The organism is Lysobacter sp. SCRH-1R (genome assembly GCF_057747855.1).
The window spans coordinates 3699745-3725013 of the sequence record NZ_CM173227.1; the positions used below are offsets into that span (position 1 = coordinate 3699745).

General features: G+C 68.3%; 33 protein-coding genes and 2 tRNA genes. 20 read left to right on the forward strand and 15 right to left on the reverse strand.

The window, feature by feature from the left end; translation table 11 throughout:
- The first annotated feature begins 135 nt into the window (after positions 1–135).
- The 3 genes from AC3ANK_RS16940 (at position 136) to AC3ANK_RS16950 (ending at position 1536) form a co-directional block, all read left to right on the forward strand.
- Positions 136–750, forward strand: a complete 615-nt coding sequence (locus AC3ANK_RS16940) for an arylesterase (protein WP_206862440.1) — start codon at positions 136–138, stop codon at positions 748–750.
- Positions 751–1396: 646 nt separating this feature from the next.
- Positions 1397–1465 (forward strand) — tRNA-OTHER (locus AC3ANK_RS16945).
- Positions 1466–1468: 3 nt separating this feature from the next.
- Positions 1469–1536: transfer RNA gene (locus tag AC3ANK_RS16950), tRNA-Ser, on the forward strand.
- A 16-nt stretch (positions 1537–1552) separates the two neighbouring features.
- Here AC3ANK_RS16950 and AC3ANK_RS16955 read toward each other — a convergent pair.
- Positions 1553–1870: a hypothetical protein gene (locus AC3ANK_RS16955; protein WP_206862296.1), complete on the reverse strand. Its 318-nt coding sequence runs from the start codon at positions 1868–1870 to the stop codon at positions 1553–1555.
- Between the two features lie 45 nt (positions 1871–1915).
- On the opposite strand from AC3ANK_RS16955, the gene AC3ANK_RS16960 reads away from it, so the two are divergent.
- Positions 1916–3043: a slipin family protein gene (locus AC3ANK_RS16960; RefSeq protein WP_206862297.1), complete on the forward strand. Its 1128-nt coding sequence runs from the start codon at positions 1916–1918 to the stop codon at positions 3041–3043.
- 57 nt (positions 3044–3100) lie between these two features.
- A complete protein-coding gene (locus AC3ANK_RS16965; protein ID WP_484171560.1) occupies positions 3101–4327 on the forward strand; it encodes an RtcB family protein in 1227 nt (408 codons plus the stop codon).
- Between the two features lie 367 nt (positions 4328–4694).
- Here the strand turns inward: AC3ANK_RS16965 and AC3ANK_RS16970 are convergent, their stop codons facing one another.
- Positions 4695–5219, reverse strand: coding sequence for a hypothetical protein (locus AC3ANK_RS16970; protein ID WP_206862298.1), 525 nt, complete (start codon positions 5217–5219; stop codon positions 4695–4697).
- Positions 5216–5788, reverse strand: coding sequence for a sigma-70 family RNA polymerase sigma factor (locus AC3ANK_RS16975; protein ID WP_206862299.1), 573 nt, complete (start codon positions 5786–5788; stop codon positions 5216–5218). Before AC3ANK_RS16975 ends, AC3ANK_RS16970 begins: the two co-directional genes overlap by 4 nt.
- 152 nt (positions 5789–5940) lie before the next feature.
- On the opposite strand from AC3ANK_RS16975, the gene AC3ANK_RS16980 reads away from it, so the two are divergent.
- On the forward strand, positions 5941–6267 hold the full coding sequence (locus AC3ANK_RS16980) for a DUF6249 domain-containing protein (RefSeq protein WP_206862300.1): 327 nt from the start codon (positions 5941–5943) through the stop codon (positions 6265–6267).
- A gap of 15 nt (positions 6268–6282) precedes the next feature.
- Here the strand turns inward: AC3ANK_RS16980 and AC3ANK_RS16985 are convergent, their stop codons facing one another.
- Positions 6283–6717: an Lrp/AsnC family transcriptional regulator gene (locus tag AC3ANK_RS16985; RefSeq protein WP_206862301.1), complete on the reverse strand. Its 435-nt coding sequence runs from the start codon at positions 6715–6717 to the stop codon at positions 6283–6285.
- A 100-nt stretch (positions 6718–6817) separates the two neighbouring features.
- Here AC3ANK_RS16985 and AC3ANK_RS16990 point away from each other — a divergent pair, with 100 nt between their 5' ends.
- Entirely contained in the window at positions 6818–7420 is a 603-nt protein-coding gene (locus AC3ANK_RS16990) for a cysteine hydrolase family protein (protein ID WP_206862302.1), read from the forward strand.
- Between the two features lie 95 nt (positions 7421–7515).
- Here AC3ANK_RS16990 and AC3ANK_RS16995 read toward each other — a convergent pair whose 3' ends face one another.
- Both AC3ANK_RS16995 and AC3ANK_RS17000 read right to left on the reverse strand, forming a co-directional pair.
- On the reverse strand, positions 7516–9189 hold the full coding sequence (locus AC3ANK_RS16995; RefSeq protein WP_206862303.1) for a M28 family metallopeptidase: 1674 nt from the start codon (positions 9187–9189) through the stop codon (positions 7516–7518).
- Positions 9190–9456: 267 nt separating this feature from the next.
- Positions 9457–9888 (reverse strand): PepSY domain-containing protein, encoded by a 432-nt coding sequence (locus AC3ANK_RS17000; RefSeq protein WP_484171561.1) that lies wholly within the window; start codon positions 9886–9888, stop codon positions 9457–9459.
- Positions 9889–10191: 303 nt separating this feature from the next.
- On the opposite strand from AC3ANK_RS17000, the gene AC3ANK_RS17005 reads away from it, so the two are divergent.
- From AC3ANK_RS17005 to AC3ANK_RS17020, 4 genes are all read left to right on the forward strand, one after another.
- Positions 10192–11466 carry an MFS transporter gene (locus AC3ANK_RS17005; protein WP_206862305.1) on the forward strand — a complete coding sequence of 425 codons (1275 nt, stop codon included), beginning with the start codon at positions 10192–10194 and terminating at the stop codon, positions 11464–11466.
- Positions 11467–11574: 108 nt separating this feature from the next.
- The gene (locus AC3ANK_RS17010; protein ID WP_206862306.1) at positions 11575–11766 is read left to right on the forward strand and encodes a hypothetical protein; all 192 of its coding nucleotides are present in this window, start codon (positions 11575–11577) and stop codon (positions 11764–11766) included.
- A 131-nt stretch (positions 11767–11897) separates the two neighbouring features.
- Positions 11898–12665: a HipA family kinase gene (locus AC3ANK_RS17015; protein WP_206862441.1), complete on the forward strand. Its 768-nt coding sequence runs from the start codon at positions 11898–11900 to the stop codon at positions 12663–12665.
- Complete coding sequence (locus AC3ANK_RS17020) at positions 12652–13062, forward strand: DUF3037 domain-containing protein (protein ID WP_206862307.1); 411 nt, start codon at positions 12652–12654, stop codon at positions 13060–13062. Before AC3ANK_RS17015 ends, AC3ANK_RS17020 begins: the two co-directional genes overlap by 14 nt.
- 68 nt (positions 13063–13130) lie before the next feature.
- On the opposite strand, the gene AC3ANK_RS17025 is transcribed toward AC3ANK_RS17020, so the two are convergent.
- On the reverse strand, positions 13131–13340 hold the full coding sequence (locus AC3ANK_RS17025; RefSeq protein ID WP_115841954.1) for a cold-shock protein: 210 nt from the start codon (positions 13338–13340) through the stop codon (positions 13131–13133).
- A 238-nt stretch (positions 13341–13578) separates the two neighbouring features.
- On the opposite strand from AC3ANK_RS17025, the gene AC3ANK_RS17030 reads away from it, so the two are divergent.
- Complete coding sequence (locus AC3ANK_RS17030; protein WP_206862308.1) at positions 13579–13863, forward strand: DUF4031 domain-containing protein; 285 nt, start codon at positions 13579–13581, stop codon at positions 13861–13863.
- An 88-nt stretch (positions 13864–13951) separates the two neighbouring features.
- Entirely contained in the window at positions 13952–14209 is a 258-nt protein-coding gene (locus AC3ANK_RS17035) for a DUF3297 family protein (protein ID WP_206862309.1), read from the forward strand.
- 88 nt (positions 14210–14297) lie between these two features.
- Here AC3ANK_RS17035 and AC3ANK_RS17040 read toward each other — a convergent pair whose 3' ends face one another.
- Positions 14298–15014, reverse strand: coding sequence for a M23 family metallopeptidase (locus AC3ANK_RS17040; protein WP_206862310.1), 717 nt, complete (start codon positions 15012–15014; stop codon positions 14298–14300).
- Positions 15015–15340: 326 nt separating this feature from the next.
- Here AC3ANK_RS17040 and AC3ANK_RS17045 point away from each other — a divergent pair, with 326 nt between their 5' ends.
- Entirely contained in the window at positions 15341–15898 is a 558-nt protein-coding gene (locus AC3ANK_RS17045; protein ID WP_206862311.1) for a DUF3016 domain-containing protein, read from the forward strand.
- Between the two features lie 89 nt (positions 15899–15987).
- Here AC3ANK_RS17045 and AC3ANK_RS17050 read toward each other — a convergent pair whose 3' ends face one another.
- The 3 genes from AC3ANK_RS17050 to AC3ANK_RS17060 all read right to left on the reverse strand — a co-directional run bounded on the left by AC3ANK_RS17050 (position 15988) and on the right by AC3ANK_RS17060 (position 18046).
- Positions 15988–16749: an ABC transporter permease gene (locus AC3ANK_RS17050; protein ID WP_206862312.1), complete on the reverse strand. Its 762-nt coding sequence runs from the start codon at positions 16747–16749 to the stop codon at positions 15988–15990.
- Positions 16746–17711, reverse strand: coding sequence for an ABC transporter ATP-binding protein (locus tag AC3ANK_RS17055; RefSeq protein ID WP_206862313.1), 966 nt, complete (start codon positions 17709–17711; stop codon positions 16746–16748). The genes AC3ANK_RS17050 and AC3ANK_RS17055 overlap by 4 nt, the downstream gene beginning before the upstream one ends.
- Before the next feature lie 65 nt (positions 17712–17776).
- Positions 17777–18046, reverse strand: coding sequence for a DUF2798 domain-containing protein (locus AC3ANK_RS17060; protein ID WP_206862314.1), 270 nt, complete (start codon positions 18044–18046; stop codon positions 17777–17779).
- 185 nt (positions 18047–18231) lie between these two features.
- Here AC3ANK_RS17060 and AC3ANK_RS17065 point away from each other — a divergent pair, with 185 nt between their 5' ends.
- A complete protein-coding gene (locus AC3ANK_RS17065; RefSeq protein WP_206862442.1) occupies positions 18232–18606 on the forward strand; it encodes a YciI family protein in 375 nt (124 codons plus the stop codon).
- Positions 18607–18610: 4 nt separating this feature from the next.
- Here the strand turns inward: AC3ANK_RS17065 and AC3ANK_RS17070 are convergent, their stop codons facing one another.
- The 3 genes from AC3ANK_RS17070 to AC3ANK_RS17080 all read right to left on the reverse strand — a co-directional run bounded on the left by AC3ANK_RS17070 (position 18611) and on the right by AC3ANK_RS17080 (position 21414).
- Entirely contained in the window at positions 18611–19495 is an 885-nt protein-coding gene (locus AC3ANK_RS17070) for a bifunctional helix-turn-helix transcriptional regulator/GNAT family N-acetyltransferase (protein ID WP_206862315.1), read from the reverse strand.
- A gap of 256 nt (positions 19496–19751) precedes the next feature.
- A complete protein-coding gene (locus AC3ANK_RS17075) occupies positions 19752–19973 on the reverse strand; it encodes a hypothetical protein (protein WP_206862316.1) in 222 nt (73 codons plus the stop codon).
- Positions 19974–20091: 118 nt separating this feature from the next.
- Positions 20092–21414, reverse strand: coding sequence for a metal-dependent hydrolase family protein (locus AC3ANK_RS17080; protein ID WP_206862317.1), 1323 nt, complete (start codon positions 21412–21414; stop codon positions 20092–20094).
- A 335-nt stretch (positions 21415–21749) separates the two neighbouring features.
- Here AC3ANK_RS17080 and AC3ANK_RS17085 point away from each other — a divergent pair, with 335 nt between their 5' ends.
- The 4 genes from AC3ANK_RS17085 to AC3ANK_RS17100 all read left to right on the forward strand — a co-directional run bounded on the left by AC3ANK_RS17085 (position 21750) and on the right by AC3ANK_RS17100 (position 23385).
- Positions 21750–22097: an RcnB family protein gene (locus tag AC3ANK_RS17085; RefSeq protein WP_206862318.1), complete on the forward strand. Its 348-nt coding sequence runs from the start codon at positions 21750–21752 to the stop codon at positions 22095–22097.
- A 157-nt stretch (positions 22098–22254) separates the two neighbouring features.
- The gene (locus AC3ANK_RS17090; RefSeq protein WP_206862319.1) at positions 22255–22464 is read left to right on the forward strand and encodes a hypothetical protein; all 210 of its coding nucleotides are present in this window, start codon (positions 22255–22257) and stop codon (positions 22462–22464) included.
- 10 nt (positions 22465–22474) lie between these two features.
- The gene (locus AC3ANK_RS17095; protein ID WP_206862320.1) at positions 22475–22654 is read left to right on the forward strand and encodes a hypothetical protein; all 180 of its coding nucleotides are present in this window, start codon (positions 22475–22477) and stop codon (positions 22652–22654) included.
- A gap of 128 nt (positions 22655–22782) precedes the next feature.
- Positions 22783–23385 (forward strand): hypothetical protein, encoded by a 603-nt coding sequence (locus AC3ANK_RS17100; protein ID WP_206862321.1) that lies wholly within the window; start codon positions 22783–22785, stop codon positions 23383–23385.
- Between the two features lie 185 nt (positions 23386–23570).
- Here AC3ANK_RS17100 and AC3ANK_RS17105 read toward each other — a convergent pair whose 3' ends face one another.
- Positions 23571–24557, reverse strand: coding sequence for an NAD-dependent epimerase/dehydratase family protein (locus AC3ANK_RS17105; RefSeq protein ID WP_484171562.1), 987 nt, complete (start codon positions 24555–24557; stop codon positions 23571–23573).
- Between the two features lie 176 nt (positions 24558–24733).
- Between AC3ANK_RS17105 and AC3ANK_RS17110 the strand changes: the two genes are divergently transcribed.
- Positions 24734–25204: a hypothetical protein gene (locus AC3ANK_RS17110; protein WP_206862323.1), complete on the forward strand. Its 471-nt coding sequence runs from the start codon at positions 24734–24736 to the stop codon at positions 25202–25204.
- The last annotated feature ends 65 nt before the right edge of the window (positions 25205–25269 follow it).

A 25269-nucleotide genomic window follows, 5' to 3' on the forward strand; every position in this document is an offset into this window, starting at 1 on the left:
TCCATTCTTGGGAGCGCGGATTAAATGTTCTTTAAGACGACCAATGCCCGCGGTTCAGCCGCCGCACTGTCCGGATATGCCGGTTTTGCGCATCGGGTTCAATGTGCCATCGGCTGGGTCGCGGCGCTGTCGCTGATGCTGGCGGTCGCATTCCCGGCCTTCGCCCAGCCCGCGGCGAAGGCCGCGCCCGCGCCGCAGGCGGTCCGCACCGTACTGGTGATGGGCGATTCGCTGTCGGCCGGATACGGGCTGGCGGCCTCGCAGGGCTGGGTGTCGCTCACCGCCGACCGCATCGCGAAGACCAAACCCGGCTGGCGCGTGGTGAACGCGAGCATCAGCGGCGAGACCACCGCCGGTGGCGCCGCGCGCATCGACGGCGAACTCAAGCGCAACAAGCCGGCGGTGGTGGTGATCGAGCTCGGCGCGAACGATGGCCTGCGCGGCCTGCCGCTGGCGCAATCGCGTGCGAACCTGGATCGCATGATCACCGCGTCGAAGAAAAGCGGCGCGAAGGTGCTGCTGATCGGCATGCGCATGCCGCCCAACCTCGGTCGCGAATACACGCAGGGCTTCAGCGAGAACTACAACGCGCTGGCGAAGCAGCACGGCGTGGCGTTGCTACCGTTCCTGCTGGAACCGATCGCGCTGGATCGCAACGCGTTCCAGGACGACAACCTGCATCCGGTCGCGAGCGCGCAACCGAAGCTGCGCGATCACGTGTGGACGCAGCTCGCGCCGCTGTTGCGCTGAGTGCGTTCGATCGCATGCACGACGCATTCGCCCGCTCGACCCCGACGAACGGTATTGCATTCGCTTTTTCGAACGCGTAACGTGCGCGCCCTTCGTTGCACACAAACCATCACGATCTTCGTCACGCCATGAAATCCTTCGCCCACATCGCAAAGCACATCGCACTGCGGCCCATCGGCTGCTGCGGTTTCGTGCGCGCGCCGTGGCTGCGCGACGAAACGGTCCGATACGACTGATCTTCCTGAGGGAGATCGGTCACCCCGATCTCCCCGAGGCAACGCGAACGCCCTCGGTCCGTACCCGGGGGCGTTTTGTTTTCCAGCGTTCGCAAAGGCCAACCACACACGATCACAACGCGATTGCATCGCGCATCCCGAAGCATCCGGAACATGCTGGTTTCGATGAGGGGAATGCCGTGAAGCGCATCAGCGCTGCGCCTGGATGCTTCGGCGCGGGCGGCGGGCGGTTGCATTCGCACACAGGATTGGCGTCACGGCACATCGCTTGCGGTGGATCGCGACGCCAATGAACGACGCACCATGCGAAACGTCCACAGCGGCGCAGGTTCGCGGCGGAAGCCGTGCCTGCCCGGTGCGCGCGGCATTGCCGTGGCGCATGCCGGGGATGGATTGCAGTGCGTCGTGCTTGGACAGTAGCTCAGAGGTAGAGCAATGGCGCATGCCATTGGCCGCCGGTTCGATTCCGGCTTGTCCACCACTGGATAGCTCAGTCGGGTAGAGCATCAGGTCCGAAGCCTGAGAGTCGCGGGTTCGATTCCCGCTCCAAACGACCTTTCACGTCGTTACATCGGGACGAAAGTCCCTCCATCGGAAACGCCCCTTGCGGCGTTCCGTGTCGCATCCGGCTTCATGCGGATGCGATCGGAATATCGCAGCGGTGGATCCGCCGGGCCGTCGCCCTCGCGCATGCGTGCGCTGGCTGCACGGATTCGGTCGCAGGCGATGTCGGTCTGCGACGCGATCCAGGTCGCCATCGCATCGAATGCATCGGGCGCGACGTGCTCCGCGGATTCGACGTCCGGGGCGTTTCCAACTTTTTCCTGCGTCGCGGCGCTTTCGCCGGGACGCCAATCAAACGCGGCAACCGGTCCCTCGCGCACCAAGCGGATCGAAACATCAGAGCCAATAACAAGGAGGACATTCCAATGTTCTGGACCAAGAAGGTCGTGATCGGCGACGGCGAGCGCGGCCTGGTGTATCGCAACCGTCAATTCGAAGGCGTCATCGCGCCGGGCGTGCACACGTGGTTCGACCCGTTCGGCGCGGTCGAGGTGAAGGTGCACAACATCGCGCTGCGCGCCGAGTACGTCGGCAGCGACGAGAACGCGCTGATCGACGCGCTGGGCACGTGCCTGGCCGCCACGTTCGTGCTCGCCGACATCGGCGTGGACGAAGTCGGCCTGGTGATGAAGAACGGCCGCCTGGAGGAAATCCTCGCGCCGGGTTCGCGCCGGTTGTACTGGAAGGGCCCGATTGCGATCGAGGTGCGCACGCTCGCGCTGCAGGACGAGCCGGATGTGCCGAACGACGTCGCGACGCGTCTGCGCCAGCTCGGCGTGCTGGAGAAGGTCGCCGTCGTGCTGCCGGTCCCGGCCGAGTTCGCCGGCCTGGTGTTCGTCGACGGCAAGCTCGTGCGCGTCGTGGGCGCGGGTTCGTACGCCTTCTGGAATTTCCGGAAGAACGTCGTGGTGCAGGCGGTCGACCTGCGCGTGCAGTCGCTCGAGGTCTCCGGCCAGGAGCTGCTTACGCGCGACAAGGTCAGCCTGCGCGTGAACCTCGCCGCAAGCGTGCGCATCGTCGATCCGGTCGCCGCGATCACGAAGGTCGGCAAGTACGCCGAGTACGTGTATCGCGAGCTGCAGTTCGGCCTGCGAAAGGCGGTCTCCGCCAAGACGCTGGACGAACTGCTCGGCGACAAGGCATCGCTCGACGCCGACATCTTCGGCTACGTGCGCGGCCGCGTCGGCGAGGTCGGTGCCCTGCTGCTCGGCGTGGGCGTGAAGGACGTGATCCTGCCGGGCGAGATGAAGGAGATCCTCAACAGCGTCGTGCAGGCGGAAAAGTCGGCGCAGGCCAACGTGATCCGTCGTCGCGAGGAGGCGAACGCCACGCGTTCCCTGCTCAACACCGCGAAGCTGATCGAGGAGAGCCCGGTACTGATGCGCCTGAAGGAGCTGGAAGCTCTGGAGAAGGTGACCGAGAAGATCGACAAGCTCACCGTGTTCGGCGGCCTGGACGGCGTGATGAAGCAGCTGGTGAGCCTCAAGCAGTAAGCTTCCGTGCGGGGCGAACGGATACGCGCCGCACGGTTTTTCACAAGGAATGGAACCATGAACACGCAACACGCTTCATTCGACCTGCTGCACGCCGAAGGTGCGACCACGCCGATCAAGGGCTGGACGCACGGCGTGCCGGTCGAGGACCAGGCGCGGCAGCAGCTGCGCAACATCACCACCCTGCCCTTCGTCGGGCCGTGGGTCGCGGTGATGCCCGACGTGCACCTGGGCATCGGCGCGACGGTGGGATCGGTCGTGCCGACGAAGGGCGCGATCATCCCGGCCGCGGTCGGCGTCGACATCGGCTGCGGCATGGCCGCGGTTCGCACGACGCTGCGAGCCGACGACCTGCCCGACGACCTGTCGCTGCTGCGCAACTCCATCGAGCGCAGCGTCCCGGTCGGCAACGGTCCGGGCGGCGAGCACCGCCGGATTCCCGACAGCGTGGAGACGGCGCTGGAGAAGTCCAACCTCGTCGCGCGGCTGGCGAAGATCCGCCAGAAGCATCCGAAGATCCGTCCGGACAAGCTCGATCGCCAGATCGGCACGCTCGGCGGCGGCAACCACTTCATCGAGATCTGCCTGGACGAGGCCGATCGCGTGTGGGTGATGCTGCATTCGGGTTCGCGCGGAACCGGCAACCTCATCGGCACGTACTTCATCGAACTGGCGCGTCGCGAGCTGGAGAAGCGCGTGCTCGGTTTCCACGTGCCCGATCGCGACCTCGCGTTCTTCCTCGAAGGCGAGCCGCTGTTCGACGAGTACGTCGAAGCGGTCTCGTGGGCGCAGGACTACGCGCGTGTGAACCGCGAGGCGATGATGGCGCGCGTGCTGCACGAGATGCGCCACCGCCTGCCGAAGTTCCAGACGGAGAAGTCGGCGGTGAACTGCCATCACAACTACGTGCAGCGCGAGGACCACTTCGGCGAATCGTTGCTGGTCACGCGGAAGGGCGCGGTCAGCGCGCGTGAGGGCGAGCTCGGCATCATCCCGGGCAGCATGGGCGCACGCAGTTTCATCGTGCGCGGCAAGGGCAACGCGGACAGCTTCCACAGCTGCAGCCACGGCGCCGGCCGCGTGATGAGCCGCACCGCCGCACGCGCACGAATCACGCTGAAGGAGCATCGCGAGGCCACCGCGCACGTCGAATGCCGCAAGGACGCGGGCGTGATCGACGAGTCGCCCGCCGCGTACAAGGACATCGACGCGGTGATGGCGGCGCAGCGCGACCTGGTGGAGATCGTGCATACGCTGCGGCAGGTGGTGTGCATCAAGGGGTGAGCGGCCGCGCTTGCGCGCCACTGGCGCGCGCGGCCGCGAACGACCGGCCATGGATGGCCGGGCCGGGCGATCCGAAGCCGGTGTGTGACGCCAGGGATGGCAGTGGCAGCCCGTTCGAAGCCCGTGCTTCGCGGCACTGCCGCGTGGCCTGCCGAACGCCTGGCCATGGATGGCATCGTTCGCGTCCTTCGAAGCGGCGCTTCATTCGAAGCGGCGCTTCGACCCCTATCAAGCAGCCTCTGTAGCCCGGGTAAGCGAAGCGCACCCGGGGTTTCAGCCGCCTCAGCGCAGGCTCCCGAGTGCGCTTCGCTTACCCGGGCTACAAGGGCCACAAGCCACTCTCCCGCTGGGAGAGGGACTCAAAGCATCACGCCAAACCAGCCGGCATCTCCGCATCCTGCCGCATCAACCGCACCACGCCCTGCCACGCCAGCGACACCGCGAGGCAGCCGACCAGCAGGCCGGCCCAGTCGGCCGATTGAGGCGACAGCGTCGGCCACATCCGGGCGAAGGCGGGCAGCCACTGCGCGCCGTACGCGCCCACCACCGCGATCGCCGCCAGCGCGAACACCGTCGCCAGCACGCGAAGCAGCCAGCGCTCCAGCAGCTCGCCGGCGGCCGGCGTGCCTTCCACGTGGCGCACGATCTGCGCGGCGAGGTCGTAAGGCACCGACTCCATCGCCGGCGTGCGCAATGCGCGCGCGATCAGGCGGTATTCGGCCAGTCGCGAATCGGCGGGATCGAGCGGCAGGCCGCGGCGTTCCTGTTCCAACGCGCGCTCCTGCGCCTGCCATTCGGCTTCCAGCCGCAACGCGTCGAGGCCGCGCCAGCCGGGACGGCTCACGGGCGGGTCGTTGGGGTCGTCGGGGCGATGGCTTCCGGGCGTGTTCATGCGGTCACTCCCATCCGGGCCTGCAGGCGTTCGCGCAACCGCGCGCGGGTCCGGAACAGATGGCTCTTGATCGTACCTTCGGCGAGACCGGTGATGCGGGCGATCTCGACGATGGGCACTTCATCCAGGTGATACAGCGTCAGCAGCGTGCGCTGCAACGGCGGCAGCGCCTCGATTTCCTCGTGCAGCCCGGCGGCGATCTCGGCGTCGGCGCAGGCGGTCTCCAGGTCGAAACCGTCGCTGATCTGGTCGAGCAGCGAGAGGCCGTCGTCCTCGTCGCCCACGGGTTCGGCGATCGCGATGCGGCGCTTCTCCAGGTGCCGCTTGGCGACTGAATAGGCCACCTGCCCGATCCACGACTTCAGCGCGCTCTCGCCACGGTACTGGTGCAGGCACTGGTGCACGCGGAGGAAGGCCTCCTGGCACAGCTCGCGGGTGTCCTCCGGCTGTCGGACCATGCGCTGGATGATGTGCCAGCACAGGCCCTGGTACTCGCGCACAAGGCGTTCGAACGCGCCGGGCACGTTGCCCAGCACGGCGTCCACCAGCTTGCGGTCGTCCTCGGTCACGGGGTTTCACCGGTCATGACCTGTGTGGATACGTTCAGGGGCCCGATGGTTGCAACGCGGCCTTCACGGGAATGCATCCGGCCCCTGCAACCGATCGCCGCCCGGCCGTATCTCCCGTTCCGTACCCACCGTCACGGCCCGAGAGAACACCCATGAACTTCGAATTCCTGATCCCCATCGTCATGTTCATCTGCGTCGTCTACGCCATCAAGGTGGTCGTGGACGCCCGCACCCGCGCCAAGCTCATCGCCAGCAACGGTTCGGAAGAGCTGATCCGCTCGCTGGTGCAGGCCGAAGCGTTGCAGCGCCGGCATGCGTCGCTGCGCTGGGGCATCCTGCTGCTGGCGGTCGCCGTGGGATTCGCGCTGATCGAGGCCTTCGGCTGGCGCGAGATCACCCCCGGCGTGGTCGCCGTGCTGCTCGGCGTGACGGGGCTGGGCAACCTGCTGGCCTATGCGGCTTCACGCAAGCTGGGGTGAGGAGGGGCCTGCCAGTCAGCGCCGGTCCAGCGTCGTGCGCAGGACCGGCACCGTGGTGACGTCGTCCACGCCCTTGAAGCCGATGATGCGCTCGCGCAGGTCGGCCAGCTCGCCGGGCGAATCGACCTGCACCAGCACCAGCAGGTCGAGTTCGCCCGCGACGCTGTGGCACAGCCGCACCTGCGGCATCGCGACCAGCAGCGGCATCACGTCGTCGCAACTGAAGCCGTCCGCATAACGCAGCATCAGCCAGGCCTGCAGCGGATCGCCCGCGCTGCCCAGCCGCACCGTGTACTGGGCGATGACGCCCGCGTTCTCCAGCCGTTGCAGGCGCTCCTGCACGGTGCTCCGCCCCAGGCCCACCGCCTTCGCCAGCGCGACCGTCGACATCCGCGCGTTGTCCTGCAGCAGGGCGATGAGCTGGCGATCGATGGCGTCGAGGTTCTTCATCGCAACGGGAGTGCCGGTGTCGCCGGCATTCTGCCGGGTTGAGACCGGCGCTGGCGAGCGCGCATCGTGGCGCCCACCGACCCGCGAGATCCCCCGATCCATGAATGCCCCGCGTTCCGCCCTCGAACTTGACACGCGCAGTGCGCTGATTCCCATCGACGTGCAGTGCGGTTTCGACCTGCCGCCGTGGCCGCCGCGCAATAACCCGGCGATGGAAGCCAATGCGCTGCGCGTGCTGGATGCGTGGCGCCGCGCCGGCTTGCCGCTGATCCACGTGCGGCACGATTCGGTGATGGAAGGCTCGGTGTTGGCGCCGGGGCATCCGGGAAACGCGCATCGTCCGGGTTTCGTTCCGCTGGAAGGCGAGCCGCTGGTGACCAAGTCGGTCAATGCGGCCTTCATCGGCACCGATCTGGACCTGCGCCTGCGTCGACTGAACATCGACACCGTCGTGTTGTTCGGCATCAGCACGGACATGTGCGTGTCGACGACCGCACGCGTCGCGGCGAACCTGGGCTATCGCACGATCGTCATCGGCGATGCGTGCGCGTGTTTCGATCTGAAGGATGCCGACGGCTCGGTGATCCCCGCCGACGCGATACAGCGCGCGCATCTGGCGACGTTGCGGGCGGAGTTCGCGCAGGTGGAGGAGAGCGGGGCGGTGATCGAGGCGCTGCGGCTGGTGGAAGCCCGCGCGGGCTGAGCGCCTCATCTGCCTGCGGTCGAGCCTCTCACCCTCGGCGGTAAAAACCCCTCTCCCGCTCGCGGGAGAGGGGGCAAAGCAGATCACACGACGCTTTACTTCCGATCACCCGCCGTCTGGTCACGCGCCGCGCGGAACTCGCTCGACGCGTCCCAGTTCGGCCAGCGATCCGAATCGGCCAGGTTGCGGCCCACGGTGTAGAGCAGGCCCAGGTCGCGCGCCATGCCGAGGAAGGTCCAGTCGGCTTCCCATTCGTCGGCCGGCTGGTGGTAGCGGTCGGCGACGTAGGCGTCTTCCATCTTCTTGCCCGCTTCCAGGCCGCCGTCGACCAGGTCGTTGCCCGAGCCGAACGACACCGCCGGCACGCCGCGCTTGGCGAAGGGGAAGTGATCGGAGCGGAAGAAGTGGCCGGCTTCCGGCTTCGGATCGCTGACGTAATCCAGGTTCGCAACCTTCTTCGCGGTATCGATCAGCTCATCCAGCAGCTCCTGCTTGGCGCTGCCGGAGGTGGTGAAGTTGCGCGCCGGACCGTGCGGATCGAGCGCATCCATGTTGATCACCGCGACCGTCTTGCCCAGCGGGTACAGGGGCTTGGAGGCGTAGTACTCCGAACCGAGCAGGCCCTTCTCTTCCGCCGTCACGGCGAGGAAGACGACCGAGCGTTCCGGCTTCGTCGGTGCCTTGGCGAACGCGCGGCCGATTTCGATCAGCGCAGCGGTGCCGGTCGCGTTGTCGACGGCGCCGTTGTAGATCTTGTCGCCCTTCGCGTCCGGCTGGCCGACGCCCAGGTGGTCCCAGTGCGCCGAATAGATGACCGTCTCGTCCGGGCGCTTCGTACCATCGATGCGGCCGACGATGTTGTGCGAGGTGATGATCTGGCGATCCACGTCGTACTTCGCGCTCAGCGTCGCGCCCTTCAATTCGACCGGCTTGAACGCCTTGGTCTTCGCCTGCGCCTTGAGCGCGTGGAAATCCAGGCCCGACTGCTTGAACAGCTGCTGCGCGAAATCGCGCTGGATCCAGCCTTCGAGCCTGGGATGCACCGACGCCGGATCGTCGCGCACGACGTCGAACATCGTGTTGGTGTTGGAGTTCTTCACCGTCGCCCAGCCGTACGACGCCGGGTCGGTCTCGTGCACGATCAGCAGGCCCAGCGCGCCCTGGCGCGCGGCCTCCTCGTACTTGTAGGTCCAGCGACCGTAATAGGTCATCGCCTTGCCGCCGAAGTCGCCTTCGCCGCCTTCGAAGTCCGGATCGTTGATCAGGACGACGGCGATCTTGCCCTTCAGGTTCACGCCCTTGAAGTCGTCCCAGCCGCGTTCCGGCGCGCTCACGCCATAGCCGGCGAAGACGAGCGGGGCCTTGCTGATGTCGATGGCGGTGGAGCCGTCCTGCGCGGCGCGCACGGCGATCTGCTCGCCCTGCGCCAGCGTCTGCGACCTGCCGTTCACGGCGACGGACAGCGTCGGCGTGCCCTTGATCTCGGCGCGTGCCAGCGGCACGGCCTGGGTCCATTCGCGCTTGCCGTCCTTGAGGTCGCCGCCCGGCTGCAGGCCGGCGGCCTTCATCTGCGCGACGACGTAGTCGATGGTCCTGGTTTCGCCGGCCGTGGCGGGGCCGCGGCCCTCGAATTCATCGGAGGACAGGACCTTGACGTCCTGCGAGAGGCGCTTGGGATCGATGTCGGTCGCGGCCGGCTTGCCGGCGAACGCGGGGTTGAGGGCGAGCGAGAGGGACAGCGCGAGCAGCGATACGGCCGGTAGCTTCATGGAGTGGACCTGAGGGCGGAGTGCCGGCCGATGGTAAGGAGCGTCGCGGCGGGGTGCCAGCCAACGTTGGGCATGGGTGGCCGTTGGCTCCGCCGCGCTTGCAGGTCAAGCCGAACGATAAGGCGCTGTGGGCTTCATCCCTCCCCCAACCCCACGACCATCGGGCATAGCCCGATGGCGTTCGTCGGGACGCGCGCCAGTGACGCGCATGCGTCCCTCCTCACCCCTGCAAGCAGGGGAGGGAGCAAAAGGCAGGAAGGTCAACGATCAATCCTTCTCCTTCCCGATGATCTTCCCCGTCGCCGGATCGATCTTCAGTTCGACGTCCTTGCCCGACGGATCGTCCGCCTCCGCGTTCCAGATGCCGTCCTCGTAATCGACGTCGTGCACGTTGGTGTAGCCGGCGGCGGACAGGCGGGCGCGCACGTCGGCTTCGCCGAGGTTGGCGACCTGCTGGTCGGGGTAGACCTGCCCCGTCTTCGCGTCCAGGCGCAGGTCCACGCGCTCGCCTTCGGCGCTGCGCGCGTCGGCCTTCCACACGCCGTCCTCGAACTTCACGTCGTTGATGTTGGTGTAGCCCTGCTCGGTCAGGCGTGTGCGCACCTGCGCCTGCGTCAGCGGCTCCGTCGGTGCGGCGTTCTGCGCGAAGGCCACGCCCATGGCGGGGAGCAGCGCGATCAGCATGAGGGTCTTCTTCATCCGGAGCCTCTTTGTCTGGCAGGGGACTGGAGTCTTGTTCCGGGGACGCGAATCGGTGGTGAATCCGGGCCGTTTCGCGCGATGCGCGTTCGGGTGAGGTCAGGATGGTGAGCTCATGGTGAAGACCGCCTTTGCGCAATCGGCCGTGGAACCCAGTGTTGTCGCATGAACGGTGGCCGCGCGGACGTCGTTCCAGCACACTGCACGCGGCCCTTGCTGGCTTTCTTCCCCCGCGCGACGCGCGCGACACGAATCCGAACGACACCCGCACCCGCCCCGCGCGGGACGCACAGGTTATTTCCGATGAACGCAGACGCCCTCGCCGCCCCGCTCGCCCGCCCGTTGTGGCGCGACCGCGCGCTCGTGCTGGCGGGCATCGCGATGTCGGCCTTCAACCTGCGCACGGCGGTGACCTCGCTCACGCCGCTGCTCGACACGCTCGGCGAAACCTTCGGCTTCGGGCCGACCATGACCGGCGTGCTCGGCATGGTGCCGACGGCGGCGTTCGCGCTGTTCGGCGTGGTGACGCCGGCCATCGCGCATCGCCTGGGACTGGAGCGCACGGCGCTGCTGGCGATGGCGCTGGCCACCATCGGCCTGTTCGCGCGCGCCTTCGTCGGCGACACGTCGATGCTGCTGGTCACCTCGGCCATCGCCCTGTCCGGCATGGGCATGGGCAACGTCGTGCTGCCGCCGCTGGTGAAGCGCTATTTCGGCGATCGCGTCGGCACCGTCAGCACGCTCTACATCACCGTGCTGCAGCTGGGCACGATCCTGCCGGCGCTGCTCGCGGTGCCGATCGCGCACGCGGCCGGCTGGCGCGTGTCGCTCGGCGCGTGGTCGCTGGTCGCGGCGGCGGCGGCGCTGCCGTGGATCGGCGTGCTGTGGATGGAACGCTTCGGCCATTCGCGCCAGGCGAAGGCGCTGACGGATGCGCACGATCGCGCCGTCGCGTGCGGCGATCCCGCGCCCGAACTCGACGGCACGCAGGCCGCGACGGGCCGCGTGTGGCGCTCGCCGGTCGCGTGGGGTCTCACGCTGATGTTCGGCATGACCTCGCTCACCACGTATTCGATGTTCACCTGGCTGCCGAAGCTGCTCACCGAGGCCGGCGGCACGCAGACGCTGGGCGGCTCGATGGTCGCGCTGTTCTCGACGATGGGCCTGCTGAGCGCACTGTTCCTGCCGGCGCTGGCGGTGCGCATCCGCAATCCGTTCCCGATCGTGGTCGCGTGCGGCGTGAGCTACCTCGCCGCATTCGCCGGCCTGCTGCTCGCGCCGATGGCCGCGCCGCTGCTGTGGGTCGCACTGCTGGGCCTGGGGCCGAGCACGTTTCCGCTCTCGCTCACGCTGATCAACCTGCGCACGCGCACGCCGGGCGGTTCGTCGCGGCTGTCGGGCTTCGTGCAGGGCGTGGGCTACAGCCTGAGTTGCCTCGGTCCGCTGCTGTTCGGCTGGCTGCACGAGGGCACGCACGGCTGGGCGTGGCCGTTCGCGTTCCTGGCGCTGTGCCTGCTCGCGCTGCTCTACGGCGGCTGGCTCGCGAGCCGTCCGCGCATGCTCGAGGACACCTGGTAGCTCGCGTTCGAACTGCGCGTCCTTCGCGCCGCGCTTACATCGCCAACACGGCAGGTTCAGGCCAGATCGCGCAGGCTCGACGCGGCATCCACACGATGGGAGACCGCCATGGGCCAGCGTCACGTCGAGACCGATCCCAAGTCCGCCGGCAAGTCCCAGCGCGAATACGAGCACAGCTCCGGCGATCGCAACACCAAGAAGAACGAGAAGGACTGGAAGGGCTTCAGCGGCGGCGCGCAGCGCGATTCCGCCCCCGCCGCGCCGGGCGCCGAACCGGCGAAGGATGCGGATAGGCGCTGAGTTCGAGGAACGGGCGTAGAGAAACGAGAAACGGGTGGGCGTGCGATGCCCACTCGTTTCCGGCTCCTCGTTTCCAGTTCCTCGTTTCTGCCTCACACTGTCGCGGCTTCCACACGCCGCGACCCATGGCCCTGCGCACCGTTTCCGCCGCCCGCTACGTCACGCCGCTGCGCGAAGGCGGTTCGCTGCCCGCGATCATCGAAGCCGACGACGACGGCCTCTACGTCCTGAAGTTCCGCGGCGCCGGCCAGGGCGCGAAGGCGCTGGTGGCGGAGCTCGTCGCCGGCGAAATCGCGCGGGCGCTCGGACTGCCGATTCCCGAGCTGGTCTTCGTCGAACTCGACGCGGAACTCGCGCGCACCGAGCCGGACCCGGAGATCCAGGAACTGATCAAGGCCAGCGACGGCCTCAACCTCGCGCTCGATTACCTGCCCGGTGCGATCAACTTCGATCCGGTCGCTGAACGCGTGCCCGGCGCGCTCGCCTCCGACATCGTCTGGTTCGACGCCTTCATCAGCAACGTCGATCGCAGCTTCCGCAATCCGAACCTGTTGGTCTGGCATCGCAACACGTGGCTGATCGACCACGGCGCCACCCTGTATTTCCATCACGGCTGGGACGGTTCGCCAACGCACGCCGGCAGCGCGTTCCCGATGATCCGCGAACACGTGCTGCTGCCGCAGGCCGACGACATCGCCGGCGCCGATGCGCGGTTGTCGGGCAAGCTCACGCGCGCCGATTTCGAAGGAATCCTCGCGCTCGTACCGGACGCGTGGCTCATCGGCGCGGACACGCCGGCCGATCCGCGCGAGCACCGCGCCGCGTACGTCGAACACTTCATGCAGCGGCTGGCGCAGCGCCAGCGGTTCGTCGAGGAGGCGATCCATGCACGCGCCTGACACGCCGCGCCGCGACACCTACGACTACGCGGTGATCCGCGTGGTCCCGCGCGTGGAGCGCGAGGAGTTCGTCAACGTCGGCATCCTGCTGTCGTGCCCGACGGCGAAATTCCTGGAAGCGCGCATCGAAGTGGACGAAGCGCGGCTGCGCGCGCTCGATCCCGACATCGACCTGGACACGGTGCGTCGCCACCTCGCCGCGATGGAGGCGATCTGCGCCGGCGGCCCCGGCAGCGGCCCGATCGGCCTGCTCCCGCAGCGCGCGCGGTTCCACTGGCTCACCGCCAAACGCAGCTCGATCATCCAGACCTCGCCCGTGCACCTGGGCCGCTGCCTGCATCCGGCGGATGCGGTGGAGCACCTGATGGACCGCATGGTGCGCCTGCGGCGCGACTGAACTTTCCAGCGCCCAAAAGAAAAGCCCGGCCGGAGCCGGGCTTTTCTGGTATCGCGTGTGCGAAAGGCTTACAGCGCCTGCACGGCGTCGGCCTGCAGGCCCTTCTGGCCCTGGACGACGGTGAAGGACACCTTCTGGCCTTCCTGCAGGCTCTTGAAGCCCGAGCCCTGGATGGAACGGAAGTGGACGAACACGTCCTCGCCGTTCTCGCGGCTGATGAAGCCGAAGCCCTTGGCATCGTTGAACCACTTGACGGTACCGGTTTCACGGTTCGACATGACTTTCTCCTATACGGATGGTGGGACCGCACTTGGCGGCGGATGGAGCTGGTCGCAAGGAGAAAGCGAGGTGCAACGATGAAGAACGGAATCCACATCGGGTCACATTCACCGTGACCCTTGGCTAACGCAGCGCAGGCATGTTGGACGTGTTTGGTCGGCTTTGCAAATCCGAAACGAGCTGGACGGTTCAGATACGATCCCCGTTCAGGTTTCCCCGGGAGGTCGTGGTCGGGCCATGACGGTGTACGTCGACGATGCGGTCCATCTCTGGCGCGGTCGCCGCTGGGCGCACCTGATGGCCGACACGCTGGAAGAGCTGCACGACATGGCCGGGCGGCTGGATATCCCGCGCCGGGCCTTCCAGAACAAGACCTCCGGGGCGCATTACGACGTGCCCTCGGAACTGCGCGAGCGGGCGATCGAGCTCGGCGCGGTGGCCATCTCGCGCCACCACGACCGCGCCCAGGTCCGGGCGGTGATCGCGCGCGCCAAGGCGCAGGGCCGCGGGGAGCATCCCTGAGGCCGCACGCCCGGGCTGCGGGATCGCACCGGCGCACGTATCCTGTGCGGCCCCGGCCGCACGCCGGACCCGCCACACGGAAACGACCATGACCGCCACGCCTCCCGACCGCCTTTCCAACGACCCGCGCAGCCCGTTCTACGACGAGGCGGTGCTCGAGCGCGGCATCGGCATCCGGTTCAACGGCGTGGAGCGCACCAATGTCGAGGAGTACTGCATCAGCGAAGGCTGGGTGCGGCTGCCGGTGGGCAAGGCGCTGGACCGTCGCGGCAATCCGATGACGATGAAGCACAAGGGGAAGGTCGAGGCCTGGTTCCGCGGCGACGAGGCGGACGCGGCGGAGTAACGCTGGGCTGGGCCGGCCTCGGCCGTCGCGCCCTACCGGTCAGCCCGGAACGAGCCGGACCCCCGCCTCCGCCGGGACGACCTGGCCCTCAAAGCCCCGCCAGATATCGGCCCGGATCGATCCGCTGCCCGTACTGCCGCACCTCGAAATGCAGGTGCGGACCGGTCGAACGGCCGGTCGAGCCCATCTTCGAGATCTCCTGCCCCGCCAGCACGATGTCGCCGGGGCGCACTTCCAGCCGGCTGTTGTGCGCGTACAGCGTCACCACGCCCTGGCCGTGGTCGATCATCACCACGTTGCCGTAATCCTTGCTGTAACGCGCCTGCACGACGACCCCGTCGCCACTGGCGCGCACGGGCGTGCCGGTCGTGCCGGCGAAGTCGATGCCGCTGTGGAAGGCATCGCCGCGACCGAACGGGTCGTGCCGGCGGCCGAAGCCCGAGGTGATCCGCACCGGCGCCACCGGCAGCAGCCGCAGCAGGTGCTCGTGCCAGACCGGCTTGCGCGGGTTCCACGCCGCGGCGGAGAGGTCGAGCACCCCGCCGGTCTTTCCCGGTTGGATCGCGTCCGCCTTGTAAAGGTCCGTGGCGAGGTCGTATCGCGGAGACTGCGCCGGCGGGATGTACGGTCCGCCCATGCCCGGCACGACCAGCGCGACCCCGGCCGGCGCCGACGCGCGCGTTCGCGTCCAGCCGGGTCCGATGCTGGTGGCGGCCATGAGGACCACGGCGACGCAGATCACTTGCAGGCTGCTGCGCCAGCCGCAGCGTTGGGGACGAAGGGCTTTGCGTACGGCGGGGGACATGGGTGACTCCGTGGGGTATCGGCCGCGTCCGCTCTGCGGACGCGAGGTGGACTCCTGGCGGGGGTGTTCCGGCGTGGGCAGCGGGCCGGGCGTGAGCGCCGTGGGGCGCAGGAGGGAGTCTCCGGATCGGGCCCCGGCATCGATATGAGACGTGTCCGAAAAAGTCTCAGGCGCGGCCCTTGACCTGTTCAGCCGAATGCGATCCGCCACCATCGTTCAGCTGCCCCACGCGCATGCGAACGGCGCCTGTACGCCGCCACGATGCGCATCGCCGCCGCGTGCGCGCAGTGGGAGAATCCGGAGGCATCCCCTCTGCGGAGGCCGCCATGAAACCGCGCCTCGTCGTCCTTTCCCTCGCGCTCGCCCTGCTCGCATCCGGCGCGATCGCGGGCACCCGCACCGTCACCGATCCGCAAGCCCCCCGCGCCCTGCCCGAAAGCGATTCGGTCAACGTGCGATGGGAGGACCCTTCGCGCTTCAGCGAACTGCGCTACAGCGGCAACCGATGGGAAGCCTCGCGCGGCGACTGGGTGCAGCAGCTCGCCACCTACCTGCGCGATCGCGCGGAAAAACGCCTGCCCGAAGGCCAGCGGCTGGACGTGGACATCATCGACATCCGCCGCGCCGGTTCCTTCGAACCGTGGCGCGGGCCGAACCTGCAGAACACGCGCATCATCCGCGAGGTCTATCCGCCGCGCATGACGCTCAACATGCGCCTCACCGACGCGAGCGGCAACGTGATCGCGCAGGGCGAGCGCAAGCTCAGCGATCCGGGTTTCATGATGAGCGACAGCTCGTCGCTCAATACCGATCCGCTGCGCTTCGAGAAGCGCATGATCGACCGGTGGCTGGCGGATGAGCTTGCCGCCAAGCCGGAAGCGTGAGGCGAGGAACGAGAAGAAAACAGGAACGGGAAACGAGTAACGGCGGCGATGCCTTTCTCGAGGTTCTGGTTCCTGCTCCTATCTCGTTCCTACTGCTTCAGCTTCCACCCGGTGCGGAAAATCCAGTACACCACGCCCAGGCACAGCAGCAGGAAGCCGGTGATCGCCGCGGCGCTGATGCCGACGTTGACGTCGGAAATCCCGAAGAAGCTCCAGCGGAAGCCGCTGATCAGGTACACGACCGGGTTGAACAGCGCGACCTTCTGCCATAGCGGCGGCAGCATGCTGATCGAATAGAACGCGCCGCCCAGGAACGTCAGCGGCGTGACGATCATCAGCGGCACCAGCTGCAGGCGCTGGAAGCTGTCGGCCCACAACCCGATGATGAAGCCGAACAGGCTGAAGGTCAGCGCCGTCAGCACCAGGAAGCACAGCATCCAGAACGGATGCTGGATCTCGTACGGCACGAAGAAGCGCGCGGTGAGCAGGATCAGCGTGCCGAGCATCAGCGATTTCGTCGCCGCCGCGCCGACGTAGCCGATCACGATTTCCAGCGCCGATACGGGCGCCGACAACAGTTCGTAGATCGTGCCCGCCCACTTCGGCATGTAGATGCCGAACGACGCGTTCGAAATGCTCTCGCTCAGCAGCGACAGCATGATCAGGCCCGGGATGATGAAGGCGCCGTAGCTCACGCCGTCGACATCGCCCATGCGCCCGCCGATGGCCGCGCCGAAGACGATGAAGTACAGCGACGTGGACAGCACCGGCGAGACGATCGACTCCATCAGCGTGCGGAAGGTGCGCGCCATTTCGAAGCGGTAGATCGCGCGGATCGCGTGCAGGTTCATGCGCGCGCCTCCCGGTTCTGGCGGACCAGGCTGACGAAGATGTCCTCCAGCGAACTCTCGCTGGAATGCAGGTCCTTGAAGTCGATGCCGTGCTGCGTCAACCGGCGCAGCAGGGCGGTAATGCCGGTTTCCTGCGCCTGCACGTCGAAGGTGTAAACCAGCGAATGGCCATCCTCGGTCAGCTCCAGCGGGTATTCGGCCAAGTCGTCGGGAATGCGTTCAAGCGGCGCCTGTAGCGTCAGCGTGAGCTGCTTCTTGCCGAGCTTGCGCATCAGCGTGGCCTTGTCCTCGACCAGCACCAGCTCGCCCTTGTTGATCACGCCGATGCGGTCGGCCATGTCCTCGGCCTCCTCGATGTAGTGCGTGGTCAGGATGATGGTCGTGCCGTTCTCGCGAAGGCGACGCACCATCTCCCACATGTCGTGGCGCAGTTCGACGTCCACGCCTGCGGTGGGCTCGTCGAGGAACAGGATCGTCGGCTCGTGGGAAAGCGCCTTGGCGATCAGCACGCGCCGCTTCATGCCCCCCGACAGCGCCATGATCTTGCTGTCCTTCTTGTCCCACAGCGACAGGTCGCGCAGCACCTTTTCCAGGTACGCGTCGTCGCGCGGCTTGCCGAACAGGCCGCGGCTGAACTTCACCGTCGCCCACACGCTCTCGAACGCGTCGGTGGACAGCTCCTGCGGCACCAACCCGATCTTCGCGCGCGCGGCGCGGTAGTCGTGGACGATGTCGTGTCCGTCGGCGGTCACGCTGCCGGAACTGGCGTTGACGATGCCGCAGATGATGCTGATCAGCGTCGTCTTTCCCGCGCCGTTCGGCCCGAGCAGCGCGAAGATCTCGCCGCGCCGGATCGACAGGTCGATGCCCTTCAGCGCCTGGAAACCGGTGGCGTAGGTCTTGGTGAGGCCCCTCACATCGATGACGGGGTCCTGGCTCTGCGTGCCGGCGGTCGGCGCCATGCGGTGTTCCCTTTCCTGCGTTGAACCTGCGGCATCGTACCGGAGCGGCGCGTGCGCGACGTCCGTCATCCCATGCGTCCAAGGCGCCGCGCGGGCGCCGTCGCTTCGTCGCACGCCTTCGTCACGCGTCCCAGCAGCGCGCGCACGCCGGGCAGGATCACCCACGCCGCCGGGAGCGCCACGGCGAACGCGACCGGCCATCCGCGCAGCCACGCCTCGACCAGCCCCGGGCCGAAGCCCCGATGCAGAACGACCATGGCGAAGCTCATCACGCCCGACATCAGCGTGACGACCAGTGGAACGAAGGCGAAACCGGCCTGGCGTGGCGTGAGCATGCGGGCATTCCGTGCATCGGGGGAGGCGACAGGGTAGGCAGCGCACGCGCCTTCGATAAGTCCGCATCGCGGGGAAAAACCGTCCCATGAGCGGGCGAATGCGCGAGGGGTGCCTTCCGGTACAGCGCCGCGTCGCCGTCGTGGTCCACAATGCGCGTTCCAAGGACCTGTCGAGCCTGCGCGCCATGAAATTCCTGCTGATGATCTACACCGACCAGACGCTGCTGGACGCATTGCCCGCCGGCGAGTACGACCGCCTGATGAAGGACTGCATCGAGAAGGCCGACGCGCTGCGCGAGCGCGGCGTGCTGCTGGATTCGCAGCAGCTCGAGGTGCCGAGCACGGCGCGCTCGATGCGCACGCGCGGCGGCAGCACGCACGTGTACGACGGCCCGTTCGCCGAGGCGAAGGAAGTCTTCGCCGGGTTCAACCTGATCGAGGCGCCGGACATCGAAGCCGCCGTGGAGATCGCGCATTCGTTCCCGTGGTCGCGCTTCGGTTCCATCGAAGTGCGCCCGGTGCGCGACTTCAATGCGGTGCGCGAACGCGTGGGGGCGTGAAGCCTCAACCCAGGCGCTTCTCGAACCAGTAGTCCGCGTACGGATTCTCGTTGTAGCGCGGGATTTCGACGTAACCGTTGCGCGCGTACAACGCGCGCGCTTCCAGCAGCGTGCGGTTGGTGTCCAGGCGCAGCGTGTGCAGCGCCATCGCGCGTGCCTCCGCTTCCAGCGCGTCTAGCATGCGCTGCGCGATGCCGAGGCCGCGCGCGGATGGCGCGACCCACATGCGCTTGATCTCGCCGACGCCCGCGCCCAGCACTTTCAGCGCGCCGCAGCCGAGCGCCTCCTCGTCGAGCCGCGCGAGCAGCAGCACGCCGGACGGCGGCACGAGCTCCTGCGGATCGGCGCTCGGGCCGCGCGATGCGTCGAAGCCGGATTCGAAACGTTCGTCGAGTTCGCGCAGGTAGGCGTCGATGCAGGCGCGCGCGTCCGCGCTGGCGGGATCGGCCGGCGCGATGACGACGGCGGCGGCGCGCATCAGGCGTTCGACTTCGGCCATGGCCCTGGTCAGGCGTTCGCGCTGCGATTCGCCCAGCGGCGAGAGCAGCGCGGTCGCGAAATCCCCGGAGAGGCGGTCGAGCGCCTCGAATTCGCGGCGGCCCCTGGCGGTCAGGCTTGCGCGCCGCACGCGAGCGTCGTCGGGCGCCGGCTGCGAGCGGACCAGTCCCTGCGCTTCCAGCCCGCGCAGCAGGCGGCTGAGATAACCCGAATCCAGCGACAGCCGCGCGCGAAGGTCGCGCACGTCGGCGCCGTCGCGGCCGATCTCGAACAGCAGCCGCGACTCCGCGAGCGGCCGGCCGCGACCGAGGAAGTCGTCGGACAGCGCGCCGATCCGGCGCGTCACCGACCGGTTGAAACTGCGGACCTGCTCGATCTGGCGTGCGTCCATTGCCTGACTTTAGTCAGGTAATTGGGTCGGCGCAAGCGCCTGCGTGTTTTGCGGCCGCAGCCTTTGTAGCCCGGGTAAGGGAAGCGCACCCGGGATCAACGGCTCCGGAGACGGCAACCCCGGGTGAGGCCTCGGCCTTCCCGGGCTGCAAAAGACCCGGAATCACAACCTTCCCCCTTCATCCGGGCCTCCGCCGGGATGAAGGGGAATGGGGACGAGACGGGACGGAACGGAGGGGAATGCCCCAACTCCCGCCTCACGTCCGCTCCAACACCGCCCCACGCCGCCGCGTCACGTACGGCAACGCGAACAGATAGATCCCGCTGAGCAGCAGCAGCGCCAGCGGCACCAGCGTCGCGAAGCCCACATACAGCGCGATGTCCCCGCGCCCGATCACGGCGAAGTTCGCGATGACGCACGCCGTGAAGGCCATCGACAGCCAGCGATGCGCCTGGCGGATCCACTTGTTCCAGTTCATTCGAGCGCTCCTCGTGCGCGCGAGCCGCACGGTGCGGCCCGACGGATGCGATGCTGACGCGGCGCCGACGACGCCGCTTCTCGAAAACCGACCGATGTCGTCGCGACGCCCTGCCCGCCTACGGCCCGCGCACCACCACGCCCTGCTTCATCACCAGCAGCGGCGTCTGCGTCGCGCGGATGTCTTGCAGCACGTTGCCCGGGACAGCGACGATGTCGGCGGCCTTGCCGGCTTCCAGCGTACCGGTCTCCTGCTCGATGCCCAGCAGTTTCGCCGAGCCCTGGCTGCTGGTGAGCAGCGCCGCCGATGGCGTCATGCCCAGGTCGACCATGTCGCCGAATTCCTGCGCGTTCATCCCGTGCGGGTACACCGCCGCGTCCGTGCCCAGTGCGATCGGCACGCCCACGCGCAGCGCTTCGCGGAACATCGTCTCGTGCGCCGCGCCGGCCGCGCGCGCCTTGGCGCCGATCTGCGGCGGATAGGTGTCGGCCTTCTCGACCACCCACACCTGCGTCATGCGCGTCGGCACCAGGTACGTGCCCCTGCTCTTCATCAGCTGCAGCGTCGGCGTGGTGAGAAAGCTCCCGTGTTCGATCGAATCCACGCCGGCTTCCACCGCGAGCTTCGCGGCGAGGTCGCCATGGCTGTGCGCCGCGACCTTGCGGCCCCAGGCGTGGGCTTCGCTGACGATCGCGCGCAGCTCGTCGGGCGTGAGCTGCGGCACGTCCACGGGATCGGCTTCCGACAGCACGCCGCCGGAGGCGCAGATCTTGATGAGGTCGGCGCCGTACTTCATCTGCTCGCGCGTCGCCAGGCGGCACTGCTCGGCGCCGTTGCACACGCCGTCGCGCGGGCCGAGCGGCGCCACGCGCTCCGGCGGGAACGGCGCGGCGTCGCAGTGTCCGCCGGTGGAGCCGAGCGCATGCCCGGCGACCAGCATGCGCGGGCCTTCGGCCAGACCGTCGCGGATCGCGTTGCGCAGGGCGACGTCGACGAAATCCGGCGCCCCGACCTCGCGCGCGGTGGTGAAGCCCGCCTGCAGCGTCAGCTTCGCGTTGCGCGCGGCGTGGAAGGACTGCTCGACCGGGAAGCGCAGCAGGTTCTCGTAGAAGCCCTGCGCCCAGTTGTCGTCGTGGTTGGAGGCGATGTGCGTGTGGGCGTCGATGAAGCCCGGCAGCAGCGTGGCGTCGCCCAGGTCGATGATCTTCGCGCCGGGCGGCACGGCGGCATCGCCGACCGCGGCGATGCGCCCGCCCTGCACGACCACCGCGCCGGGCGAGACCAGCCGGCCGCTGCGTCCGTCGAACAGGTGCGCGGCCCTCAACACGATGGGCGGGGCCGAGGCGGGCGCGGAAGGCGCGGGGCCCTGCGCCGACACGGCGGCGGCGATCGACAGCGCAACGGACAGGCCCGCCAAGGCCGCGACGGCACGACGCTTCATTCCCTTCCCCTTCGGCGATCACGTTCCGGCCGAGTCTAGGGGGCGGCCCGGCGCCCGTCTCGTGTCCTGCGACGGCCGGCTGCCAGACTGCGCGCGCTCCTCGTCAGGGAGACTTATCCGGGGCGGCGCGCGGACTGGGCTTTGCGCGTCGCCCCGGTCTTTTTTCGCCTTCGGCCTTCCCTGTAAGCGCTTACCTAAAGGCCCGGTGAAGCATTTCGATGCGGAACCGCGAACTGCGTCATGGTTCCGCACGAACCCGACTTGCCAGCGCGTGCGGCGCAGTCAGGATCGGTGGCACAAGAACCACCACGCACTCGCATTCAACAGGGGATTCCATGAAGCGCCTGATTTCGACCCTCGCCGTCGGCTTCCTGCTGCTCTCGCCGGTCGTCGCCTCCGCGTACGACAAGGGCGGTCACGGCCATGGCCGCGGCCACGACCATCACGACCGTTACGACGACCACGACGACCACCACGACCGTGGTCGCAAGAAGGGCCACTACAAGCACGACTACCGCCGCGGCGTGGTCTACGTCGAACGCCGCATCTACGTCGACGACTACCCGCGCTACCACCTGCATGCGCCGCCGCCGGGCCACCGCTGGGTGCGCAGCGACGACGGCCGCTACCTGCTGATCGCGGTCGCCACCGGCATCATCGCCGACGTGCTGCTGCATCACTGATCGCGTCGCGCCCAGATCGCTGGAAAGGCCCCGGACTCCGGGGCCTTTTTTCGTCCACGCTGAACACGGGCGCGGTAACGCCCGCCTTACGCCGCGGTGCGCCGCCGCTAACGCGGCAGTCCCTAGGGTGGCCGTTCCAACCACCAGCGGAGACACCATGGGCAGCAACAAGCACGCGCAGGAACGGGTCAAGAGCGGCCACACCACGCCGCCCTCGGGCGGCAATCGCGACACCGACCGCGACCACGCGATGCGCGCGGGCAAAGACGGGCCGACCCAACGCAAGCACGCGGTGCACAAGGAACCGTCCACGCGCGACGAAGGCCGCGACGACCACCGCACCGGCAGCGACAAGCGCCACCACTGAGGAGGACGCCATGCGACCGGACAAGCAGAAACTGCAGGCGCAGCAGAAATCGGGCGCCAAGGACCAGAAGAAGGACCTGGAGAACCGCCGCCAGCCCAAATCGGCCGCCAAGGCCAAGCAGGACGCGGCCGGCGACACCGCGGTGGAGAAGGTGCGCCATCGCGAGCAGAAGGGCCCCACCCTGCACTGATCGGCCGCGCCGCGCCCGGCACACGCCGCCTTCACTTTTCCGTGCACAGACTGAACCGCGCCGCCCACCCGGGCGGCGCGAGCGCGTCGCCCCTGCGCGATGCGCGATCCCAACGCACGGAGGACGCAGTGAAGACTTCCCCGCTCCCGCTCCGCCCCGTTTCCCTCGCCGTCGCCCTGGTCTTCGCCATCACCGCCGCGCATGCGGCCAAGCCGACGCCGCCCGATCCCGACCGCAGCGAGACCGCCGCCGTCACCGTGACCGTCGAAGGCAAGGTGACCGACATCGACACGCCGAACCGCCTCATCACCGTGCAAGGGCCGGAGGGCAACGAAGTCCAGGTCCACGCCGACGAGACCGTGCGCAACTTCGAGCAGGTGCGCGTCGGCGACACGGTCTCGCTGGATTACCTGCGCGCCGTCACCGTCGACATCCAGCCCGCCGGCAGCGCCGAACCCGGTGCCTACATCAAGCGCGACGAGGACGTCGCCAGGACGGGCGAGCGCCCGCGTGCCGGTGCGGCCGAAGTCGTGACGGTGCTCGCGCCGATCCGCGCGATCGACACCAAGAACAACACCATCACCGTCGAAGGCCCGCGCGGCAACGTCGTCACGCTCGACGTGCGCAAGCCCGAGCACCAGGCACGGCTGGGCCAGCTGAAGGTGGGCGACATGCTGCGCGTCGCGTTCACCGAAGCGGCGGCGGTGCAGGTGCGGGCGAAGGGACGGTAGACGGCGCAGCGTTTCCGGCCTGCCTTTGTAGCCCGGGTAAGCGAAGCGCACCCGGGACCTGTCACGCCCACCCCGGGTGCGCTTCGCTTACCCGGGCTACAAGAACCGATGCGCCGGTGTCGCCGCCCGCCCCGCCCCTCACCCCCAAACCCTCTCCCGAAGGGAGAGGGGCCCAAGCGCCGCGCTCACGACGCCACCGGATACGGCCCTTCCGCGAACACCTCGTCGTGATACCCCTTGCTGCCCACCGCCTCGGCGAGCGGGCTGCGGAAATCCTCGCCGCGACGTAGCGCGTCGAGCACGCGCGCGAAGTCGTACTTCGGCCGCCAGCCCAACTGCTCGCGCGCGAGCGCGTTCACGTACACGCGGTCGACCTGCGGGAACATCCGCCACCCGCGCGAGGCGTACAGCGCCGGCGCGTCGGGGAAATGCCGCGCCATCACCGCGGCGGCATCGCGCCGCAGTTCCGGCAGGTCCTCGCGCGTGAACGGCGTCGTCGCCGAGATGATGTAGCGGCCGAAACCGATCGTCTTCGCGCGCTCGACCGCCAGCAGGTGCGCATCCACCGCGTCGGCGATGTCCACGCGCCGGTACAGCAGTTCGTTCGCCTGGGCATTCGCGGTCGAAAACCCGTTGCGCACGTCGATGCTGTCGTCCGGCTCGGGGAAGAAACGCGACGTGCGCAGCACCAGCACGGGCAGCCGACGCTTGCGGTAGAACAGCTCGCACAGCTGCTCCGCCGACAGCTTGGTCACGCCGTAGATGTTCTTCGGGATCGGCGCGACGCTCTCGTCGATCCACGCCGCCGGCTCGCCCATCGCGGGCGTGAGCGCGGCGCCGAACGTGCTGGTCGTGCTGGTGAAGACGAACGACTCCACGTTCGCGGCCAGTGCCTCCTCCAGCAGCGCCAGCGTGCCGCTGACGTTGGTGTCGATGAAGTCCTGGTGCGGATGCGTCGCCACGTGGGGCTTGTGCAGGGTCGCGGCGTGGATCACCGCGCGAACGCCCTTCATGTGGCGGCGCACGAAGTCGCGGTCGGCGATCGAGCCGACGTGGTCGGTGAAGGCGGACGGCTTGATGTCGATGCCGACGGCGGCGCGCCCGGCGGCGCGCAGTTCGCGCATCAGTCCTTCGCCCAGATGGCCTGCGCTGCCGGTCACGAGAAGGGTCATGGGAGCGGCTCCGGGGACGTGGGGAGTTCGATTATGCGGGCGATTTGTGGCGCGGCGGCGGCAGGCGCGCTTGCAGGCGATGCCGGATTGGCCCCACGAACCGCCCCGGCATTGGCTCTTAAAGGGAGCCGTTCGCGGGCCTAACGTCGAGCCTCCCCCACGTCGAGGACACGACGATGACGATCCGCCCGCTCCTGCGCCACTGTGCAGCGCTGCTGCTCCTGTCCACCTTCGCGCCCGCCTTCGCCGGCGACCAGGACGGCGACGGCCGTGCCCGAGGCTGCGCGCGCCAGTTCGAACTCGCCCAGCGCATGGACATGGAATCCTTCCGCGATTACGACGCCGAAACCTTCCGCGCCGTGCACGACGAGCGCGCCGTCACCATCTTCGCCAGCGGCCACAAGTTCGTCGGCGTCGACGCGATCATGACCGCGCTGGCCAGCCACTTCGCCAACCGCGAGGCGCAGTGGACCTGGACCGAGCTGTACCGCGTGGTCGACGGCTGCAACTCCGCGTTCATCCTGTACGAGACGGTGTACGAGATCCCGCGCATCGGCTTTCGCCAGCATGCGTATACGGGCGTGACTTACAGCCATGACGGGCACCGTTGGCTGGCGATCGCGGATCAGGGGACAGCGTTGCCGTGAGGCCATGGGTCCAGCCCCTCTCATTTCGGCGACCGCAGGGAGTGCAGAGCTGAGAGGGGTTGGGT

What these genes read in the sequence shown, in the direction of transcription:
- AC3ANK_RS17005 (WP_206862305.1), top strand. Translation starts at nt 10,192, where the DNA reads ATGAACGCAGACGCCCTCGCCGCCCCGCTCGCCCGCCCGTTGTGGCGC.
- AC3ANK_RS17040 (WP_206862310.1), bottom strand. Translation starts at nt 15,014, where the DNA reads ATGTCCCCCGCCGTACGCAAAGCCCTTCGTCCCCAACGCTGCGGCTGG.
- AC3ANK_RS16985 (WP_206862301.1), bottom strand. Translation starts at nt 6,717, where the DNA reads ATGAAGAACCTCGACGCCATCGATCGCCAGCTCATCGCCCTGCTGCAG.
- AC3ANK_RS17030 (WP_206862308.1), top strand. Translation starts at nt 13,579, where the DNA reads ATGACGGTGTACGTCGACGATGCGGTCCATCTCTGGCGCGGTCGCCGC.
- AC3ANK_RS17055 (WP_206862313.1), bottom strand. Translation starts at nt 17,711, where the DNA reads ATGGCGCCGACCGCCGGCACGCAGAGCCAGGACCCCGTCATCGATGTG.
- AC3ANK_RS17060 (WP_206862314.1), bottom strand. Translation starts at nt 18,046, where the DNA reads ATGCTCACGCCACGCCAGGCCGGTTTCGCCTTCGTTCCACTGGTCGTC.
- AC3ANK_RS17025 (WP_115841954.1), bottom strand. Translation starts at nt 13,340, where the DNA reads ATGTCGAACCGTGAAACCGGTACCGTCAAGTGGTTCAACGATGCCAAG.
- AC3ANK_RS16995 (WP_206862303.1), bottom strand. Translation starts at nt 9,189, where the DNA reads ATGAAGCTACCGGCCGTATCGCTGCTCGCGCTGTCCCTCTCGCTCGCC.
- AC3ANK_RS17020 (WP_206862307.1), top strand. Translation starts at nt 12,652, where the DNA reads ATGCACGCGCCTGACACGCCGCGCCGCGACACCTACGACTACGCGGTG.
- AC3ANK_RS16980 (WP_206862300.1), top strand. Translation starts at nt 5,941, where the DNA reads ATGAACTTCGAATTCCTGATCCCCATCGTCATGTTCATCTGCGTCGTC.
- AC3ANK_RS17000 (WP_484171561.1), bottom strand. Translation starts at nt 9,888, where the DNA reads ATGAAGAAGACCCTCATGCTGATCGCGCTGCTCCCCGCCATGGGCGTG.
- AC3ANK_RS17050 (WP_206862312.1), bottom strand. Translation starts at nt 16,749, where the DNA reads ATGAACCTGCACGCGATCCGCGCGATCTACCGCTTCGAAATGGCGCGC.
- AC3ANK_RS17045 (WP_206862311.1), top strand. Translation starts at nt 15,341, where the DNA reads ATGAAACCGCGCCTCGTCGTCCTTTCCCTCGCGCTCGCCCTGCTCGCA.
- AC3ANK_RS17010 (WP_206862306.1), top strand. Translation starts at nt 11,575, where the DNA reads ATGGGCCAGCGTCACGTCGAGACCGATCCCAAGTCCGCCGGCAAGTCC.
- AC3ANK_RS17070 (WP_206862315.1), bottom strand. Translation starts at nt 19,495, where the DNA reads ATGGACGCACGCCAGATCGAGCAGGTCCGCAGTTTCAACCGGTCGGTG.
- AC3ANK_RS16965 (WP_484171560.1), top strand. Translation starts at nt 3,101, where the DNA reads ATGAACACGCAACACGCTTCATTCGACCTGCTGCACGCCGAAGGTGCG.
- AC3ANK_RS17090 (WP_206862319.1), top strand. Translation starts at nt 22,255, where the DNA reads ATGGGCAGCAACAAGCACGCGCAGGAACGGGTCAAGAGCGGCCACACC.
- AC3ANK_RS17110 (WP_206862323.1), top strand. Translation starts at nt 24,734, where the DNA reads ATGACGATCCGCCCGCTCCTGCGCCACTGTGCAGCGCTGCTGCTCCTG.
- AC3ANK_RS16960 (WP_206862297.1), top strand. Translation starts at nt 1,916, where the DNA reads ATGTTCTGGACCAAGAAGGTCGTGATCGGCGACGGCGAGCGCGGCCTG.
- AC3ANK_RS16940 (WP_206862440.1), top strand. Translation starts at nt 136, where the DNA reads ATGCTGGCGGTCGCATTCCCGGCCTTCGCCCAGCCCGCGGCGAAGGCC.
- AC3ANK_RS17035 (WP_206862309.1), top strand. Translation starts at nt 13,952, where the DNA reads ATGACCGCCACGCCTCCCGACCGCCTTTCCAACGACCCGCGCAGCCCG.
- AC3ANK_RS17080 (WP_206862317.1), bottom strand. Translation starts at nt 21,414, where the DNA reads ATGAAGCGTCGTGCCGTCGCGGCCTTGGCGGGCCTGTCCGTTGCGCTG.
- AC3ANK_RS17105 (WP_484171562.1), bottom strand. Translation starts at nt 24,557, where the DNA reads ATGACCCTTCTCGTGACCGGCAGCGCAGGCCATCTGGGCGAAGGACTG.
- AC3ANK_RS17095 (WP_206862320.1), top strand. Translation starts at nt 22,475, where the DNA reads ATGCGACCGGACAAGCAGAAACTGCAGGCGCAGCAGAAATCGGGCGCC.
- AC3ANK_RS17065 (WP_206862442.1), top strand. Translation starts at nt 18,232, where the DNA reads ATGAAATTCCTGCTGATGATCTACACCGACCAGACGCTGCTGGACGCA.
- AC3ANK_RS16990 (WP_206862302.1), top strand. Translation starts at nt 6,818, where the DNA reads ATGAATGCCCCGCGTTCCGCCCTCGAACTTGACACGCGCAGTGCGCTG.
- AC3ANK_RS16970 (WP_206862298.1), bottom strand. Translation starts at nt 5,219, where the DNA reads ATGAACACGCCCGGAAGCCATCGCCCCGACGACCCCAACGACCCGCCC.
- AC3ANK_RS17085 (WP_206862318.1), top strand. Translation starts at nt 21,750, where the DNA reads ATGAAGCGCCTGATTTCGACCCTCGCCGTCGGCTTCCTGCTGCTCTCG.
- AC3ANK_RS17075 (WP_206862316.1), bottom strand. Translation starts at nt 19,973, where the DNA reads ATGAACTGGAACAAGTGGATCCGCCAGGCGCATCGCTGGCTGTCGATG.